The sequence below is a fragment of the Halanaerobium saccharolyticum subsp. saccharolyticum DSM 6643 genome, from assembly GCF_000350165.1.
Lineage (GTDB): Bacteria > Bacillota > Halanaerobiia > Halanaerobiales > Halanaerobiaceae > Halanaerobium > Halanaerobium saccharolyticum.
Map to the genome: position 1 here is coordinate 218350 of NZ_CAUI01000005.1, position 17800 is coordinate 236149.

The 17800-nt window shown below is 31.1% G+C and carries 17 protein-coding genes, 1 tRNA gene and 1 riboswitch; of the genes, 16 read left to right on the plus strand and 2 right to left on the minus strand.

Features of this window, described 5'->3' with window-relative positions; genetic code table 11:
- The first annotated feature begins 2 nt into the window (after positions 1-2).
- Positions 3-78, plus strand: a tRNA-Thr gene (locus HSACCH_RS01490).
- A gap of 142 nt (positions 79-220) precedes the next feature.
- On the opposite strand, the gene HSACCH_RS01495 is transcribed toward HSACCH_RS01490, so the two are convergent.
- Complete coding sequence (locus HSACCH_RS01495; protein WP_005487307.1) at positions 221-943, minus strand: hypothetical protein; 723 nt, start codon at positions 941-943, stop codon at positions 221-223.
- Positions 944-1232: 289 nt separating this feature from the next.
- Here HSACCH_RS01495 and HSACCH_RS01500 point away from each other — a divergent pair, with 289 nt between their 5' ends.
- From HSACCH_RS01500 to HSACCH_RS01555, 12 genes are all read left to right on the plus strand, one after another.
- Positions 1233-2369, plus strand: coding sequence for a pyridoxal-phosphate-dependent aminotransferase family protein (locus HSACCH_RS01500; RefSeq protein ID WP_005487308.1), 1137 nt, complete (start codon positions 1233-1235; stop codon positions 2367-2369).
- Positions 2361-2428: riboswitch (Fluoride riboswitch) on the plus strand. It overlaps the preceding gene by 9 nt.
- A gap of 95 nt (positions 2429-2523) precedes the next feature.
- Entirely contained in the window at positions 2524-3714 is a 1191-nt protein-coding gene (locus tag HSACCH_RS01505) for a cation:proton antiporter domain-containing protein (RefSeq protein ID WP_005487309.1), read from the plus strand.
- A gap of 122 nt (positions 3715-3836) precedes the next feature.
- Positions 3837-4313 (plus strand): permease, encoded by a 477-nt coding sequence (locus HSACCH_RS01510; protein ID WP_005487310.1) that lies wholly within the window; start codon positions 3837-3839, stop codon positions 4311-4313.
- Complete coding sequence (locus HSACCH_RS01515) at positions 4313-4891, plus strand: permease (RefSeq protein WP_005487311.1); 579 nt, start codon at positions 4313-4315, stop codon at positions 4889-4891. The genes HSACCH_RS01510 and HSACCH_RS01515 overlap by 1 nt, the downstream gene beginning before the upstream one ends.
- A 215-nt stretch (positions 4892-5106) precedes the next feature.
- The gene (locus tag HSACCH_RS01520; protein WP_005487312.1) at positions 5107-6879 is read left to right on the plus strand and encodes an FAD-dependent oxidoreductase; all 1773 of its coding nucleotides are present in this window, start codon (positions 5107-5109) and stop codon (positions 6877-6879) included.
- Positions 6879-7646, plus strand: coding sequence for a (Fe-S)-binding protein (locus tag HSACCH_RS01525; RefSeq protein ID WP_005487313.1), 768 nt, complete (start codon positions 6879-6881; stop codon positions 7644-7646). The genes HSACCH_RS01520 and HSACCH_RS01525 overlap by 1 nt, the downstream gene beginning before the upstream one ends.
- Before the next feature lie 19 nt (positions 7647-7665).
- A complete protein-coding gene (locus HSACCH_RS01530) occupies positions 7666-8364 on the plus strand; it encodes a TVP38/TMEM64 family protein (RefSeq protein WP_005487314.1) in 699 nt (232 codons plus the stop codon).
- A 203-nt stretch (positions 8365-8567) separates the two neighbouring features.
- Positions 8568-9803, plus strand: coding sequence for an ABC transporter substrate-binding protein (locus tag HSACCH_RS01535; RefSeq protein ID WP_005487315.1), 1236 nt, complete (start codon positions 8568-8570; stop codon positions 9801-9803).
- Positions 9804-9835: 32 nt separating this feature from the next.
- Positions 9836-10702 carry an ABC transporter permease gene (locus HSACCH_RS01540; protein ID WP_005487316.1) on the plus strand — a complete coding sequence of 289 codons (867 nt, stop codon included), beginning with the start codon at positions 9836-9838 and terminating at the stop codon, positions 10700-10702.
- 33 nt (positions 10703-10735) lie between these two features.
- Entirely contained in the window at positions 10736-11320 is a 585-nt protein-coding gene (locus tag HSACCH_RS01545; protein WP_005487317.1) for a CDP-alcohol phosphatidyltransferase family protein, read from the plus strand.
- 18 nt (positions 11321-11338) lie between these two features.
- Positions 11339-12178 carry an ABC transporter permease gene (locus HSACCH_RS01550; protein ID WP_005487318.1) on the plus strand — a complete coding sequence of 280 codons (840 nt, stop codon included), beginning with the start codon at positions 11339-11341 and terminating at the stop codon, positions 12176-12178.
- A 60-nt stretch (positions 12179-12238) separates the two neighbouring features.
- Positions 12239-13285: an ABC transporter ATP-binding protein gene (locus HSACCH_RS01555; protein ID WP_005487321.1), complete on the plus strand. Its 1047-nt coding sequence runs from the start codon at positions 12239-12241 to the stop codon at positions 13283-13285.
- Positions 13286-13288: 3 nt separating this feature from the next.
- Here HSACCH_RS01555 and HSACCH_RS01560 read toward each other — a convergent pair whose 3' ends face one another.
- Positions 13289-13879 carry a class I SAM-dependent methyltransferase gene (locus HSACCH_RS01560; RefSeq protein ID WP_005487322.1) on the minus strand — a complete coding sequence of 197 codons (591 nt, stop codon included), beginning with the start codon at positions 13877-13879 and terminating at the stop codon, positions 13289-13291.
- Between the two features lie 304 nt (positions 13880-14183).
- Here HSACCH_RS01560 and nuoE point away from each other — a divergent pair, with 304 nt between their 5' ends.
- The 3 genes from nuoE to HSACCH_RS01575 are packed head-to-tail and all read left to right on the plus strand — an operon-like array spanning position 14184 to position 17599.
- Positions 14184-14615 (plus strand): NADH-quinone oxidoreductase subunit NuoE, encoded by a 432-nt coding sequence (nuoE, locus tag HSACCH_RS01565; RefSeq protein ID WP_005487323.1) that lies wholly within the window; start codon positions 14184-14186, stop codon positions 14613-14615.
- A 46-nt stretch (positions 14616-14661) separates the two neighbouring features.
- The gene (locus HSACCH_RS01570; RefSeq protein ID WP_005487324.1) at positions 14662-15894 is read left to right on the plus strand and encodes a complex I 51 kDa subunit family protein; all 1233 of its coding nucleotides are present in this window, start codon (positions 14662-14664) and stop codon (positions 15892-15894) included.
- Positions 15887-17599: an NADH-dependent [FeFe] hydrogenase, group A6 gene (locus HSACCH_RS01575; protein WP_005487325.1), complete on the plus strand. Its 1713-nt coding sequence runs from the start codon at positions 15887-15889 to the stop codon at positions 17597-17599. The genes HSACCH_RS01570 and HSACCH_RS01575 overlap by 8 nt, the downstream gene beginning before the upstream one ends.
- The last annotated feature ends 201 nt before the right edge of the window (positions 17600-17800 follow it).

Here is a 17800-nt window from a genome sequence, read left to right on the forward strand (position 1 = left end):
ATGCCGGTGTAGCTCAACTGGCAGAGCATTAGTATCGTAAACTACAGGCTGCAGGTTCAAGTCCTGTCACCGGCTCCATTGATATAACCAAAATTATGTTGATTTAATAATTAAAAAGAATTTTTTTTGTAATATTAATTAAATAAGATAGCTAAGTAGATTTATAAGCTCTATCAGAAATTAAATTCTAATAGAGCTTTATTATTTTTTAATAATCATTTTAAGCTTTCCATGCTTCAACAAATTTAGTTAATCCCTGCAGAAAAAATCCTCCTGCTACCCAGTAATAAACTAATTCAGGATTAGAAATTATTAGCATTCCAACAATAATATAAATTAAACCTGAAAATATTAAAGTTATTTTATTAGTTTTATCTACTCCTTCTGCCAATTTGTCCACCCCCGTGATTAAAACATTTGAGTCATAATGTTGTAGAATTTTATTTTTGGGATTAAAATTTTTAAGATGAGGTCTTAAATCTTTCCAAAAATCTGGAAAAAAGATTATATTCATAAAAACTCCACCTAAAAGTAAACTTAATAGATAAGTAGTGCTGTGCCAATAATCGCCCCAACTTAATAATAAACCAATTTCATCCATAAACAACCCTAAACCAATCCCATACATTAATGCATTATCTTTACGATCTGTAGATGCTGTTTGTGTTATAGAAAACCAGCCAGCTAAAGCAATTAAAACTATACCAATATATAAATGATGAATATGATATCCAAAAAGTATAATATTTGTGCCGATATAAAACTGTATATCTCCTGTCTTGGCAGCAGTTGAAGCCGCACTTCCAGCAGACCCAGCGATTATAACAGCTAGTCTAATAATTAGGAATGTTAAGAGATAAGAACTACTTATAATAAATGGAATAGCTTTATCTTTTTTATTATTTATCCCATTATTTTTTTCTTTTGTAGTAATTAAGATCACCTCCACCTATCTATTTCATTTCAAGTATAATAAACACTTTCTTTTATTGCAAACAGATCTATAAATAAAATAATCTATTATTAGATAGAGCAAAATTATTATAAGTTTTATTAGTTTCTTTTTAAAAATAATTGAATTATTGTTAATAAAAGAGGTTAGAGTGTTAAGTTAAGGATAATCGACTTAAATGGAAAATGATGCAGCAGTTTTTAGCTTTATTTAGCTTGACAATCTCCTGTAAAAAGTTATAAAATCTATATTAGACCTTAAAATTATGGGAGTGATTTTTGTGAGTGATTTATTAATTATGACACCCGGTCCAACTGAAGTCAGCGAAGAAGTTAGACGGGCAATGAGCAAAAAAATTACCAACCCAGATCTTGATCCTGAATTTTTTGATTTTTATCTTGGTGTTAGTTCAAAACTACAGCAGGTAATGAAAACCAAAAATGATGTGATTATTATGAGTGGGGAAGGGATTTTAGGATTAGAATCTGCCTGTGCTTCTTTAATTGAGCCCGGGGACAAGGTTTTAGTTTTAGATAATGGAATCTTTGGTAGAGGATTTGCAGATTTTGCTGACTTATATGGAGCAGATGTCACAAGGTGGGAATTCCCATATGATAAAGAAATTAATATAGATGAATTAGAATCAAAGTTGGCAGTAGAAAATGATTTTAAATTTGCTACTTTTGTTCACTGTGAAACTCCGACTGGGATTATAAATAATGCTGGTGGAATTACTAATTTATTAAACAAATATAATATCTTATCTGTTGTAGATTCAGTTTCTGCAATTGGAGGAGTGCCGATAGAAGTTGATAAATGGGGTATTGATATTATTTTGGGAGGTTCTCAAAAATGTCTTTCAGTTCCCCCTGGCCTTACTTTTATGAGTGTTAGTGATGCAGCCTGGGACGCAGTTAATAATAGAGAAACTGTAGTTAGAGGTTATTATACAAATTTACAGCTCTGGCAGAACTGGTATGAAGAAAAATATTTTCCTTATACTCAGGCAATTAGTGATATATATGCTTTGGATGCTGCATTAGATAAGTGGCTGGCAGATGAGGAAATTTTTGAGAGACATAATAAGATAGCCTCAGCAGTGAGAACAGCTATTAATGAATCTAACCTTAATTTATATGCTGAGAACGGATATTCTGACACAGTAACAGCAATAGAAATTCCGGAGACTATAGAATATCAGGAACTAAATCAGCTGATGACAGAAAGTTATAATGTGATGATTGCAGCTTCATTAGGTAAATTTGAAAATAAGCTGATTAGAATTGGGCATATGGGCGAAAATTGTTATGAAGAAAAATTATACAGAACTCTAAAGGCTTTTGATCATAGTTTAAGAGATTTAGGCTTTGATTTAAATGTAGAATTACATAAAATATTTATAAATGAAATGAATTAAGGGGATGGAGCTCCCCTTTGAATTCTGTTAATTTTACAGATGATGGCTCCTATCTTTTAGGGATTTCCCTATTTAGATAGGAGTTTTTTTATGTTTAAATATATTAATATCAGTTCCAAAATAATTTTATAACTCAAATAAAGGAGAGATAACTTTGGCTTTAAGTTTAGCATTAATTATTTTATTCGCATTATTATTTGGTCGGTTTTTTAATAAAATTAAGCTGCCAGCTTTATTAGGGATGCTTTTAATTGGAATTTTACTAGGTCCATACGGATTTGATTTGATTAGTAAAGATATATTAAATATTTCTTCTGATTTAAGAATGATAGCATTGATAGTAATTCTTATCAGAGCTGGTCTTGGAATAGAAAAAGAAACATTAAAAAAAGTAGGTATCCCTGCAGTTAAGTTGAGTTTCATTCCTGGTCTTATGGAAGGAACAGCTGTTATTTTAGCAGCAATATATTTATTGAAATTTCCATTTATTGAAGCAGGAATTTTAGCTTTTATTATTGCAGCAGTTTCACCAGCTGTAGTAGTTCCCCAAATGTTGGCCCTAATTGATAAGAAAAAAGGTGTCCAAAAAGGAGTGCCAACCTTAATTCTAACTGGTGCATCTGTTGATGATGTAGTAGCAATTACTATATTTTCAGCTTTTTTAAGTATTTATGGTGGAAAACAAATTAATATTATTCGACAAATATTGAATGTACCAATTGCAATTATACTAGGAATTATGCTGGGAACAGCTATTGCTCTATTTTTAATCTATATTTTTAAAAAATATCATATTCGTGATACAAAAAAAGCACTATTAATTTTAAGTTTTGGTATTTTAATGAATTCTTTTGAACATCTTTTGAACGGAATTGTCCCTGTAGCAACTTTGCTGGGGATAATGGTTATTGGATTTGTAATCCAAGAGCGTTATTCAACTTTAGGAAAGCGTCTGTCTTCAAAATTCAATAAAATCTGGATCTTTGCAGAATTAATGTTGTTTGTTTTAATTGGGGCAGAAGTAAATATCAACTTAGCTTTCGAATCAGGATTAATTGGAATAATAATTATTATAATTGGATTAAGCGCAAGATCAATTGGTGTCTTAATATCTCTAGCTGGAACCCATTTTGATTTAAAGGAAAGAGCTTTTTGTGTTTTAGCTTATACTCCTAAGGCTACAGTACAGGCAGCAATCGGAGCAATTCCTTTAGCAGCAGGTGTAGCATCGGGAGAATTAATACTTGCTTTGGCTGTTTTATCGATTATTGTTACAGCTCCATTAGGAGCAGTAGCAATTAAAACAGCTGGAAATCATTGGTTAAGTGATGATTCGTCTTTTTAAAAGTATTTAATAAAATGATAAGAGTGTGATATGACTCACTGAAAAATTATGAACATTTGATTATAATTATAATATGATATAATATAAGATATAATCAAGGAGCGAATTCAGGGGGTTAAATTATGATCGCAATAATTATCAATACATTTACTATATTTTTACTTATTTTTTCTTTTATAAAAAATAGGGAAAAATCAATAAAAGCTTTAAAAATATCTTTACTTAAAAGTCTAAAATTAGCACCACAACTTATTTCTTTAGTTGCAATTATCGGAATTGTTTTTGCTTTTTTACCTCCCGAATTAATCAAAGAGTTTTTAGGAGGCGATTTTTCTTTAATTCAAGTTGGGGCAGCAGCTTTATTTGGAGCATTAATGATGATTCCGAGCTTGATTGCACTTCCCTTAGCTGGTTCTTTAATCGATGCAGGTGCTTCTTATACACCAGTGGCTGCTTTTATTACAACTTTAACAATGGTAGGATTTGTTACAATTCCTATTGAAATAGAAGAACTTGGTAAAAAGATAACTATTTATAGAAACGGTCTTGCTTTAATTTTTGCAATAATAATTTCATTTATGATCGGGGTGTTTATGTAATGGTAGCAGCAGAAGATATAAACAATCAAAAAGAAAATAAACAGCAAATTAAGGTGCAAGAATATAAAATTAAAGTATTAGAAAATCTAAAAAAGACAATTATAACTTTAATTTTCTGGATATTTATATTGACAGTTTTTAGTTTTATTTTTCCTGATAGATTTCCAGTTGCTGTTTCTATGTCTCTAAGGTATCTAAAAGAAATGGTAATGATTTTTCCAGCAATACTTGTAATAATGGGTTTGGCTGATCGCTGGGTACCTTCAACTTTGGTTGAAAAGTATTTAGGAGAGCAATCCTCTTTTAAGGGAAAATTTTTAGCAGTTTTTTTGGGAACTTTACCAACAGGACCTATGTATATTGCTTTTCCAATTGCTGCTGAACTTTTGCGTAAAAAAGCAAGTTTATCTAATGTAATAATATTTTTAGGAGTTTGGGCCTCACTAAAAGTTCCACAGTTAGGAATAGAAATTCAATTTATTGGATTAAAGTTTTCTATTCTTAGATTTATTTTTACTTTAACATCAATTTTTATCATTGGTTTTTTGATGGAAAAAATAATTATTAATAAAGAATAGACACTAAATATATTCCAAAAATATACAAAAAATAGATATTTAAATGCTCAGAAGCTATAACTGAGCATTTTTGTGTTATTAAACAAAAAAGCTGATATAATTTATAGATGGTTAACAAAGACAAAAATATGATATCAAGTTATAATAATAATTGTAAAATATTTTTTTAGATTGTATTGTGAAAGAAATAGCATTCATTATAAGGAGGATATTAAGTGCAATTAAGCGAAAAATTGGTTAAAGAAATTAATGAGATTATTGACGACTGTTTAGCAGATGAATCACCTTACTGTCAGTCAAGATGCCCCTTAAATATAGACGTACAGGGATATGTTACTCTAATAGGGGAAGGTAAGTATCGAGAAGCTTTAGAACTTATCAGGGAAAGCACTCCTTTTCCAGGTATTTTAGGAAGAGTTTGTGCCCATCCTTGTGAAGAAGAATGCAAGCGTGGAGAAATTGAAGCAGCTCTTTCAATTAAAAATCTAAAACGTTTTGCTGCAGACATGGCAGATGATCCCAAAAAATGGGATTTATCTACAGCTCCTGCAACAGGAAAAAAAGTTGCGATAATTGGAGCCGGTCCAGCTGGTGCTACAGCTGCCTATGATTTACAGAAAAAGGGACATCAGGTGGAAATATTTGAGTCTCTGCCAGTAGTTGGTGGTATGTTGAGAGTAGGTATTCCAGCATATAGATTACCTGAAGCTGTAATAGATCAAGAATACAGCATTCTAGAGAAATTAGGTGTTAATATTCATTTAAACACTGAAGTCGGTACAGATGTCCAATTTGAGTCATTAAAAGAGGATTATGATGCAGTATTTGTAGCAGTAGGTGCTCATAATGCAGTTATGATTCCGGTTGAAGGTTCAGATCTTGAAGGAGTATTAGAAGGAGCAGAATTTTTAAGAAAAGCCGGTCTAAATGAGGAAATTGAAATTGGTAAAAAAGTTGTAGTTATTGGTGGTGGAAATGTGGCAATGGATGTTGCCAGAACCGCTTGGAGAGTAGGCGCAGAAGAAATACATGTAGCCTGTCTTGAATGTAGAACTGAAATGCCAGCTCATTCCTGGGAAATTGAAGACGCAGAAGAAGAAGGTATTATAATGCATCCAGGCTGGGGTCCTCATAAAATTGACGGAAACAAAAATGTAGAATCTATGACTTTTAAAGAGTGTTCTCAGGTATTTGATGAAGATGGTAATTTTAATCCTGAATATTGTGAAGATAATCTTAAAACTATAGAAGCAGATAATGTGATTTTTGCAATTGGGCAAAGAGCTGACACTTCTTTTGTTAATGATGATTTAAGTATTAATAAAGTTGATCAGATTACTATGCAGTCAGAAGCAGAAAATGTATTTGGTGGTGGAGATTGTATTGGTAAACCATTATTAGCAGTAGAAGCAATGTCTCATGGTAAAAAAGCAGCTAAATCTATTGATCGTTACTTAAATAATGAAGATCTTAAAAAAGATCGCGAAAGAGAAGGTGCTTATGAAAGTAAGCTTGAAAAAGAATTAACTGGAGAAGAACCAGTTCGCAAAAGAATAGATATGAGAATGCTTGACCTTGAAGAAAGAAAAAGTAATTTTAAGGAAGTAGAATTAGGATTCAATATTGCAGAAGCAAAAGGTGAAGCACTGCGCTGTCTGGAATGCGAATGTAAAGAATGTATGAAAGAGTGTATTATGTTAGATCAATATAGTGATTCTCCAAAAGAATTATTTGAAAGAGTTAAAAAGGATGAAGTAGATCCATTAGTATATTTTTCATGCAACATGTGCAGTCAGTGTACTATTGTTTGTCCAAATGAATTTGAAATAAAAGATAAATTTATGCAGTTGAGAAAAGTGCTTGTTAAAGAAAATAATGGAGAATCGCCTATCAAAGGACATAATGCAATTAAGTGGCATCAAAGATTAGGCTTTTCAAAATTATTTACAACAACCCAAGCTGCAACTGATGAGGAGGATTCTAAATAATGCCAAAAACAAAAAGAGTGTTTATTCCAGGTTGTAGTTTATCTTCATATAGACCTGAGTTAGTGGAGGAAGTTATAAAATATTTAAAAAATAAATTACCGGGTACAGGTGCAATTTTAAAATGCTGTGGTAAGCCAACAAAGGCTTTAGGTCAGTATGATAAATTCAAAGAGCGTTATTCTGGTCTGCAGGCAGAGATAGATAAGTTAGGTGCAGATGAAATAATTGTAGCCTGTCAGTCATGTTATCTAACAATGTCAGCTAATAGTCCTGAACAAAAAGTTAGATCTCTCTGGGAATTAATGCCAGAAATAGGGATGCCGGAAGGTACTGTAAATAAAGCTGAGAATAGTGATTTAACTTTAGGAGTTCATGATTCTTGTTCTACTAGAGATAGAGAGGATATTCATAGTGGGATCAGATGGATTTTAGACCAGCTTGGTTATGATACTGAAGAACCTCCTCACACTAAGGAAAATACAAGATGTTGTGGTTTTGGAGGTATGGTAGTACCTGCTAATCCAGATTTAGCTCAAAAAGTAATGGATAGAAGGACAGATGAGTTTGAATCTGAACATTTAGTAACTTATTGTGCTGCCTGTCGTGCTTCTATGACAAAAGGTGGTAAGAAAGCAGTTCACATCTTGGATTTAATATTCGGCCCTGTCTGGACATCAGATTCTGAGTTTCCTGAACTGGAAACACCAATGGAAAGCTGGGTTAATAGATATAAGACAAAGAAAAAGATGCAAAAAGTTTTATCATAAAAAAGGGAGTTGTTAGTAAATGGCTAAGAAAAAAAACAAAAAAAAATTAATTATTACTTTAATTGCTGTTGCTATAGCAGCATATGCGGTACATCATTTTGGGTTAGCAAAATATTTTAGTCGTGAGAATTTAGACATATTACAGAATTGGATTAAAGATTTTGGGATAATGGCACCCATAATTTATATTGGATTATGGATAGCAGCTTGTATATTTTTCTTACCGGGTTTACCAGTTGCAATATTAGGAGGGTTGGTATTTGACCCAATGCTTGCTATTATTTATGCTTCACTAGGTTCTACTCTTGGTGCTACAGCTGCATTTTTAATTGGGCGTTATGCTGCTCGAGATTTGGTTGAAGGCTGGAAACAAAAAAATAAACATGTTCAAAAAATTGATGATGGAGTAAAGAAAAATGGTTGGAGAATGCTTTTATTAACCAGATCTGTACCTGTTTTCCCATTTAACTTACAGAATTATGTTTATGGATTAACAGATATTAGTTTACCTATGTATTTCTTTGTTTCTTGGATTACTATGATTCCAGGTACTGTAGCTTATGTATTAATGGCTTCAGCTCTTGCAAGTGGAGAAAGTCCAATGCAGATTTTGATTTATATTGCTATTGCAGGTGTATTAATTGTACTTCTTTCATTAATACCTAAGTTCATTCAGAAATCAGATATGGTAGAAGATGTTGAGATAGAAGAGAACTAAAAACTAATATTTAAATAAAATATTAATAAAAATTGCATTTTACTAATAGGCCTATTTCACTAATAGGCCTATTAGTTATTGATTTTTTTTGAAAAAATAGTATCATATATAGTAGAATATATAAATTTTTCATATTATTTTTAAAATGATATAATAAAAAGGAGGTAAAGATTAGAATTTAAATCTAATTCTAATTTTATTTTATGAGCAGAAAAAAAATTACAATATTTTTCTTTATACTTTTAATCGGACTTGTTATACTTAGTTCCTGCAGCTCTGATCAAAACCAAGAACAGATAGACTTGCTTGAGGCAGAATGGTCTGAAATCGAGGCAGCAGCCCAGGGTAAAAAACTTAATTTATACATGTGGGGTGGAGATGAAAGAATAAATCAGTGGATTGATAATTATGCTGCTGATCGTCTTCAAGAACTATATAATATAGAATTGAATAGAGTTCCGATGGGTCCAGATGATTATTTAAATCAATTACTAGCAGAAAAACAAGCTGGTTTAGAAGATGGTAGTATCGATTTAGTCTGGATAAATGGTGAAAACTTTAAAGTGGCACTAGAAAATGATCTTTTGTATGGACCATTTGTAGAACAAATTCCAAACTATCATAAATATATGGACACTGATTCCTTAGAAATAACTACCGATTTTGGTTATCCTACAAAAGGTTATGAACTTCCCTGGGGTAAGGCTCAATTTACATTCACATATGATACAGCTAGAACCGAAGATTCACCATATACTTTTCAAGAATTTGAAAATTGGATAAAAAATAATCCCGGTAAATTTACCTATCCTGCACCACCAAACTTTACAGGAAGTGCTTTTATTAGGCATATTATTTATCAAAAAACAGGTGGTTATGAGCAGTATCATAATTTAGAAAGTGAAGCTGAATTCAGAGAAAAAATCAGACCTGCTCTTGAATATTTAAGAGATTTAAAAGAATATCTCTGGCGTGATGGAGAAACATATCCTGCTTCTACAGCGCAATTAAATAACATGTTTGCTGATGGAGAATTAATGGCTACCATGGCATATAGTTCAGTCTTAACTTCTGGCGAAATTGCATCTGGAAACTTTCCAGAAACTGCAAGAACATTCGTGCTTGAAAGTGGTACAATTTCTAATACACATTTTTTAGCAATTCCATTTAATGCATCTAATAAAGCAACAGCTATGGTTGGTGCTAACTTTTTAACTAGTTTTGAAGCTCAATTAGAAAAATTTAATCCAGATAAATGGGGTGACCTGCCAATATTTAGTTATGAAAAGCTAAGTAGTGAAGAAAAAAGACAGGTAGATAATATGGAATTAGGTGCAGCAACACTGCCACAAGAAGTTTTAGATGAGCACAGTTTACCCGAAATTCCAGCTGAATATATCCCGATTATTGAAGAAGAATGGGAGAAAATCATGAATTAGTAATAATTTAAAAAATGAAGGGAGGAAAGTTTTTGAAGTTAGATAAATATAAATTTTTAAAACCATATTTTTTGCTTCTGCCAGCTTTAATTGTTTTAATAGGACTCTTTTTGGGCGGTGTAATAAGTGCTCTTGCCCAAAGTTTCGGTTATTTTCCATTAATTGGGTTAAAAAACTTTACTTTAAGTTATTTTCATGAAGTTTGGACAGATCCCCAATTTCTTTCGGCTTTAAAATTCAGCCTTTATACTTCTCTGCTTTCCTCTCTGCTGGCAGTTATAATTGGTGTTTTTCTTGCTTATCAATTATTAAAATTAGCTAAAGATAATAGCTTTATTTCTGCAATATATAAGCTGCCAATTATAGTACCATATCTGGCAGCTATTTTATTGATTTTTTTATTGTTTACTCAAAGCGGTATTTTAGCTAGAATTCTTTATAGACTTTCTATAATTAGTGATATGACTGAATTCCCAAAACTTATTTTTGATAAGTATGGGATTGGCATAATTCTTACTTATGTCTGGAAACAGATTCCCTTTGTTACATTAGTTGTTTTAACAGTTTTAAAAAACATAAATAGTTGTTGGGAAGAAGTTGCTTCTAATTTAGGCGCTAGTGGTTGGCAAATTTTTTGGAATATATATATTCCTTTATCTATGCCCAGTATTGCATCAGCATTTATTATTATCTTTGCATTTTCATTTGGGGCATTTGAAGTTCCTTATTTATTGGGGCCGACTTTTCCCAGAACATTACCAGTTTTAGCATTTCAGCGTTATAATAGTTTGGACCTTAGTAATCGTCCTTATTCAATGGTAATAGCTGTTACACTGGCAGCGGTTTCTTTTGTTCTTATCTTGATTTATAAAAAATTAATAAAACTTTCAAATGTTTAATGAACGATAAATATATTTTTTTGAGGTGAAAAAATGATAGATTCTAAAGCAAGAAAATTTTTGGATCCCTTAATTGACAAAACGGCTGATTTTTTAATAGGGATTGGTTTAAGTGCTAATCAAACAACCTGGATTGCATTTATAATTGGAAGTTTTGCTGCATTATTAGTTTATTTAGAGCTTCCATTAATTGCTGTAACATTACTTTGGACCTCGGGTTTTTTAGATTCTGTTGATGGATCTATTGCTCGTAAAAATAATAATGCATCTAGTTGGGGAACAGTTTTGGATATTACTTTCGATCGGATAGTGGAAATATTAATGATAATTTCACTAGCTTTAATATATCCAAGCACACATTTTTTAATGATGATTCTTTTAAGCAGTATAATTATTTCTATGACTATTTTTTTAACAGTAGGAACAGTATCTAAAAATGAGGGAATAAAATCATTTTATTATCAAGCGGGTTTTGCAGAAAGAACTGAAGGTTTTATATTTTTAACCTTTATGACTCTGTTTCCAGCAAGGATAATCTTCTTTATTGGTCTTTTTGCTGCAGCTATTTTATTTACAGCAGGACAGAGAATCCTTGAAGCAAGAAAAATTTTAAATTAATTTAGGAGCGGCATATTTATGAAAGAAAAATTGAAAGAAGAATTAAATAATAAAATCAAAAATAAAAAATTAAGGATGTTTATAGCCTATCTTATAATTTTTATTTTAATTATACCGCTATTTTATTTGTTAATTTGGTCATTTACAGAAAAATGGCCCTGGCCTTTTTTGCTTCCTCAAGAATTTAGTTTAGAATCTTGGTTATATTTTTTTGACCCAAGAAGTGGAGCTATAAAAGCTTTGTTTATTAGCTTTGTAATTGCTTTAGGGGTAACAATTATAGCTCTTTTGATTAGCATTCCAGCAGGTAAAGCACTTGGCTTATATGATTTTTATGGTAAAGAATTTATAAAATTTTTGGTTTTAGCGCCAATCATTGTGCCACCACTTGCAGTAAGTATGGGAATTCATATTAATTTTATTCGTTTTGGATTAGCAGGAAGAATAACTGGAGTAATTTTAGTTCATCTAATTCCAACTATTCCCTATTCTATTAAAATTTTAACTGATGTATTTTCAGCGTTGGGAGAAAAAATTGAAGAGCAGGCTAGAGTTTTAGGTGCAAACCGGTGGAAGTGTTTTATTTATGTGACTTTGCCATTGATTAAGTCTGGAATTATATCAGCTGGAACTATGGTTTTTATAATATCTTTCAGCCAATATTTTCTAACTTTTTTGATTGGTGGAGGTCGAGTAATTACTTTTCCAATGGTCTTATTTCCCTTGATAGAAACTGGCAACAGATCATTAGCTTCAGTTTATAGTTGGGTATTTATTATTGCAGCTTTAATATTTACAATTATTATAGAAAAAGTATTTAAAAATAAGAAATTTAGAAAAGATTATTTACATTTATAATTGTTGAAAATAATTAATTTTATTTTCTTTATTTAAATTATTGTAATCAGGAGAAGATATATGCAAAAAATAACCTTAAAAAATTTAACTAAAAAGTTTGGTAACGATTTGATTCTTGATCATATAAATATGGAAATTGAATTAGGTGAGTTAGTTGCTTTACTGGGACCATCTGGTTGTGGTAAAACAACAACTTTGAAACTTATATCGGGATTAATTAGTCCCACCGATGGTGATATTTTGTTTAGTGATGAAAGTGTTTTAGATACACCAGTGGAAAAAAGATCTTCAGTTTTAGTTTTTCAAGATTACTTACTTTTTCCCCATCTAAATATTGCAGAAAATATTTCTTTTGGGTTAAAAATGAGAGGTGTTGATAAACAAACAAGGCTTAAAAAAGCTTCGGATTTGTTATCTTTAGTGGATTTGCCTGGATATGAAAATTATTATCCACATGAGGTATCTGGAGGACAAAAACAACGGGTATCTTTGGCAAGAGCTTTGGCAATTGATCCGCAGGTATTACTTTTAGATGAGCCATTATCAAATTTGGATGTTAATTTGAGAGAAGATATGCAGGAATTAATTTTAGAGCTTCATTCAGAAAATGATATGACAACAATTTTTGTTACTCATGATCATGAAGAAGCAATGATTATGTCAGATAAAATTGCAATTATGAATAACGGAATAATTGAACAGTACGGGCCTGGAGAAGAATTATATAAAAATCCTAAAAATAAATTTGTGGCTGATTTTTTTGGTAATGCTAATTACCTTTTAGGTGAAGTGAAATCAGGAAAATTTATTTATGACAGTTGGGAAATTCCTTTAAAAAATCAATTTAACATTTCAGATATTAAGCAAATAAATGCTGCAATGATTAGACCAGAAAATGTTGAGTTTAATAAGAAAATCAAAAATGGTCTTAATTTTAAAGCAAAAATAAAAGAGCGCAAATTTATTGGTGAGAGAGTACATTATAAATTATCTTTAAAAAATAATAAAGAAATTATTGTGACTGTTCTTTCGGAAAACACTCCACCTGTCAAAGATGAAATAAATATAGCTGTAGATTATAGAAATATCTGGTTTATGAAAATTTGATAATTATGTTATTTCTTTTTTGAGATAATAGGTTATTTGTTCAAAAAATATTAACACTTTATCTTTCTGTTTATTTTTAATTTTAAGGTCTAAATTATCAAATATTTTTTGCCATTCTTCTTCAGTTTTATTACTATGGGGATGGCCGATAAATTCAAAGTTAAAAAGACTGTCAGTGAAAAATGTTAAATACTTTTGCAGTGGATTTGAATAGATATCTTCAATAATAATTAATTCGTCTGCTACTCTCAAAGCTTCTTTAATAACCAGCTCAGGCTTAGGTATATGATGTAAAACTGTTAATAATAAAACTTTATCAAAACTATTGTCGGCAAAGGGTAATTTTTTACCATTATAGATAATTGGCTCAATTTCACTGCAGAAACTAAGGTCTTGTACATCCACTGGAGTTGTATTGTAACCTTCTTGCTTAAGTTTCCAACTCAAAGCACATTTGCCAGCACCTAAATCTAATAATAAATCATCTTTATTTAAAAAATTTTCAATTCTATTATACTTTTCTCGGGCCCAACTTTTACTAAAATTATTAAAAATAAAATTTCTAATTAATTTATTTTTTCTTATAAATTTCATATATTCACACCTTAATATATTATTTTAATTCTAGATAATTTTATCATAGTGAATTTTTTAAATCAAATAAAGCAGCTTATTCTGTTTGCTTTGAAAATGTGATAATAGAATCAGTAATACAAATAGAAGTTATATAATGATTAGTTAAACATTTTACAATTTATCAAATTATTAACATTTGATTATAATTATATTAATGTGATATAATTAATTTAACAAATAAATATTTATTTTAAAAAATCTGAAAATTCATAAAAATATGACTAATAAAGTTAAAAATATCACAAAAGGAGTTGTGATTTTAATGAATAAGGAAAAATCTCTATTTTATCAAGACAGTCTTTTAGAAAAGCTTCATGAAATTCAGAGTACTTATGGGTATGTTCCGGAAGCAGAAATTGAAAATTTGGCTGAAAAATATCAGCTACCTCGGGCAAATATTTATGGTGTTATTTCATTTTATTCGATGTTTTATACTGAACCGACCGGTAAATATATTATTAGAATTTGTGATAGTATTTCCTGTCATCTTAATGAGTCAGAGTCTGTTTTAAAAGCTGTAAAGTCATTTTTAGATTTAGAAAGTCATCAGACTACAGAAGATAAAAAGTTTACTCTTGAAGTAGTAGAGTGCTTGGGCCACTGTGGAGAAGGACCAGTTATGATGGTAAACAATAAAATGTATACAAAAATCAACAAAAATAAAGCACTGGAGATTTTAAACGACTGTATTTAATGTTTAATTTTAGATCTTAATGTTTAAAAATGAAAGGAGTGAAATTATGGCTCAAGAAAAATTATACCTTAAAGGTGATAAGCTGTTGGATATCTCGAGTTATAAATTTAAATCAATAAAAAAAGCACTTCAGATGGGCAGAGTAAAAACTATTCAAAAAATTAAAGATTCAGAACTCAAAGGTAGGGGAGGTGCTGCTTTTCCGACAGGCCTTAAATGGGAAATGGCGGCAGATGTTGAAGCTGAAGAAAAATTTATGGTGTGTAATGCTGATGAAGGAGAACCTGGAACATTTAAAGATAGATATTTATTAGAAGAAAGGCCACTTAAAGTTTTAGAAGGAATTATGATTGCGGCTTATGCTGTGGGCGCAGATAAAGCATATATTTATATTCGAGGTGAGTATTCAAAAGCAATAGAGGTTTTTAGTGAAATTATTAAATCGGCAAGTAAAGAAAAAATTTTAGATAATAAATTATTTGATAGTGATTTCAAATTAGAATTAAAATTGGTTAGAGGGGCGGGCGCCTATGTTTGTGGTGATGAAACTTCACTTTTAAATTCAATTGAAGGGAAAAGGGGAAGTTCTCGTATTAAACCACCGTATCCAATTGAAAAAGGCTTATTTGAGCAGCCAACAGTAGTTAATAATGTTGAGAGTTTGTGCTGTGCTGCAGAGGTTTTAAATCCAGATTCGAAAGAGTTTTCAAGTCTGGGTATTAAAGGTAGTCGTGGAACAAAGCTTTTATGTTTAAGTGGAGATTTAAATAAGCCAGGGCTTTATGAAGTCGAGTTTGCTAAAATTACTCTTGCAGAAATAATTTATGATTTAGGTGGAGGAATCAAAGGTGATGAAGCTTTAAAATTTGTTGTACCAGGGGGTATTTCAACTGCAGTAATCAAAGCAGAAAATATAGATTTCCCTTATAGCTATCAGGCTTTTGAGGAGAGAGGAAGCAGTCTGGGATCAGGAGCAGTTATTGCGGTCAGTAAAAAACATGATCTTTTGGATCTGATGTTAAATGTCTCCAGATTTTATATGGATGAAACATGTGGAACCTGTTTTCCCTGTCGGGAAGGCAATAGACAAATAAATAAGATTCTAAAGGGATTTGAAGAAAAAGATAATACAATAGATGCAGAGTTAATTTCAGATATTGGTAATACTATAAGATTGGCAGCAAGATGTGGTTTGGGCCAGTCATCACTTAATTTTATTACCTCAATCATTGAAAACTATGGAGAAGAATTAAAGATAGGAGGTAAGATATATGCTTAGAGCAGAAATTGATGGAATTAATCTAGAACTTGAAGAAAATATAAGTATTTTAGATGCTGCCAAAAAGGCTAAAATAAATATTCCAACCCTCTGTTATGAAGAAGGTCTATCAATTTATGGTGGTTGTAGACTTTGTGTTGTTGAGATTGAAGGGGAAGAATTGCTTAAGCCTGCCTGTGCTACTAACATTAAAGATGGAATGAAAATACAAACCCATTCTAAAAAAGTGAGAGAATTAAGAAAAAATTTGTTTGAATTAATAATTGCAACTCATAATATTGACTGTCAGTTAAATTGTTTAACCTGCAGCCGGGCTAATAACTGTGAATTAAAAGATATTGCTGAAGATATTGGAGTTTCCAAGATGAGATTGGATCCTATAAAACGAGGGCAAAGCATTGATAACTCAAGTTATGCAATTATTAGAGAACCAGAAAAATGTATCAGCTGTAACCGATGTATTAGAAAATGTGAAGAAGTTCAGGGTATAGGCATTTTTACTACAGCAAATAGGGGGCCTGAGACTTTAGTTACAACTTTTAAGAATAGAGGCATGGGAAATGTTGAATGTACAAACTGTGGGCAATGTATACTTTCCTGTCCGACAGGCGCCTTACATGAGCTTTATCAAAAAGATAGCGTTTTAGATATTTTAAATGATGAAAGTAAACATGTTGTTGTACAGACTGCTCCTGCAGTTAGAGTTGCAATTTCAGAACCATTTTCTAATCAGGCGGGAGATATTTCTACCGGACAGATGGTTACAGCTTTAAAAAGACTTGGTTTTGATGCAGTTTTTGATACTAATTTTGCGGCTGATTTAACTATTATGGAAGAAGGAACAGAATTAATTAATAGAATAAATAATAATGGTAGATTACCCCTATTTACTTCTTGTAGTCCGGGTTGGATAAAATTTATCGAACATTTTTATCCAGACTATTTAGAGAATCTTTCATCTGCAAAATCACCACAGCAGATGTTTGGAGCTATTGCTAAAAATTATTATGCTAGAGAAGAGGGTATTGATCCTGAAGATATTGTTGTAGTCTCAATAATGCCCTGTACAGCCAAAAAATTTGAATCTAAAAGAGAAGAAATGGCAGGAGATGTAGATTATGTTTTAACAACTAGAGAACTTGCCTCAATTATTAAGTCAGCAGGTATTGATTTTTTAAATTTGGAAGAAACTGAATATGATAAGCTATTAGGGGTTTCCTCTGGTGCTGCAGATATTTTTGGAACTACAGGTGGAGTCATGGAAGCAGCACTAAGAACAGCTTCTGAACTAATTACTGGAAAAGAACTTGAAAAAATAGATTTTGATAGTGTAAGGGGTTTAGAAGGAATTAAAAAAGCTGAAGTAGATATTGATGGTTTAAAATTAAGGGCTGCAGTGGCTCATGGACTTGGTAATGCACGCAAATTAATGGAAATGATTAAGGATGGAGAAGAATTTGATTTTGTAGAATTTATGGCCTGTCCAGGTGGATGCATGGGTGGTGGCGGCCAGCCAATTTCTTGTGATGATAATGTATTAGAAAAAAGACAAAAGGCTATTTATGAAATAGACAAAAATAAAAAATTAAGGAAATCACATGAAAATCCTTATATTAAAAAATTATATGATGAATACCTTGAAAAACCAGGCAGTGAAATTGCTCATAAATTACTGCACACAAAATATAAAGCAAGAAAAATTTAATGAATACATGGATAACTATTGACAGCTTTCAGAATTAATGTTAAACTTAATCACAATAAAATAATATATTATCCTTTTAAATCAGTCCAGAGAGGCTGGCAAAGGTATAAATTTAGTTGAGTTCTAAAGATAATATTTTTAGAATCTGAGCTAATTATGTCAACTTTAACCTTCAAACCATTCTTTCTGGTGAGAAGGTTT

What these genes read in the sequence shown, in the direction of transcription:
- HSACCH_RS01510 (WP_005487310.1), top strand. Translation starts at nt 3,837, where the DNA reads ATGATCGCAATAATTATCAATACATTTACTATATTTTTACTTATTTTT.
- HSACCH_RS01515 (WP_005487311.1), top strand. Translation starts at nt 4,313, where the DNA reads ATGGTAGCAGCAGAAGATATAAACAATCAAAAAGAAAATAAACAGCAA.
- HSACCH_RS01525 (WP_005487313.1), top strand. Translation starts at nt 6,879, where the DNA reads ATGCCAAAAACAAAAAGAGTGTTTATTCCAGGTTGTAGTTTATCTTCA.
- HSACCH_RS01530 (WP_005487314.1), top strand. Translation starts at nt 7,666, where the DNA reads ATGGCTAAGAAAAAAAACAAAAAAAAATTAATTATTACTTTAATTGCT.
- HSACCH_RS01535 (WP_005487315.1), top strand. Translation starts at nt 8,568, where the DNA reads ATGAGCAGAAAAAAAATTACAATATTTTTCTTTATACTTTTAATCGGA.
- HSACCH_RS01545 (WP_005487317.1), top strand. Translation starts at nt 10,736, where the DNA reads ATGATAGATTCTAAAGCAAGAAAATTTTTGGATCCCTTAATTGACAAA.
- HSACCH_RS01550 (WP_005487318.1), top strand. Translation starts at nt 11,339, where the DNA reads ATGAAAGAAAAATTGAAAGAAGAATTAAATAATAAAATCAAAAATAAA.
- HSACCH_RS01555 (WP_005487321.1), top strand. Translation starts at nt 12,239, where the DNA reads ATGCAAAAAATAACCTTAAAAAATTTAACTAAAAAGTTTGGTAACGAT.
- HSACCH_RS01560 (WP_005487322.1), bottom strand. Translation starts at nt 13,879, where the DNA reads ATGAAATTTATAAGAAAAAATAAATTAATTAGAAATTTTATTTTTAAT.
- nuoE (WP_005487323.1), top strand. Translation starts at nt 14,184, where the DNA reads ATGAATAAGGAAAAATCTCTATTTTATCAAGACAGTCTTTTAGAAAAG.
- HSACCH_RS01570 (WP_005487324.1), top strand. Translation starts at nt 14,662, where the DNA reads ATGGCTCAAGAAAAATTATACCTTAAAGGTGATAAGCTGTTGGATATC.
- HSACCH_RS01575 (WP_005487325.1), top strand. Translation starts at nt 15,887, where the DNA reads ATGCTTAGAGCAGAAATTGATGGAATTAATCTAGAACTTGAAGAAAAT.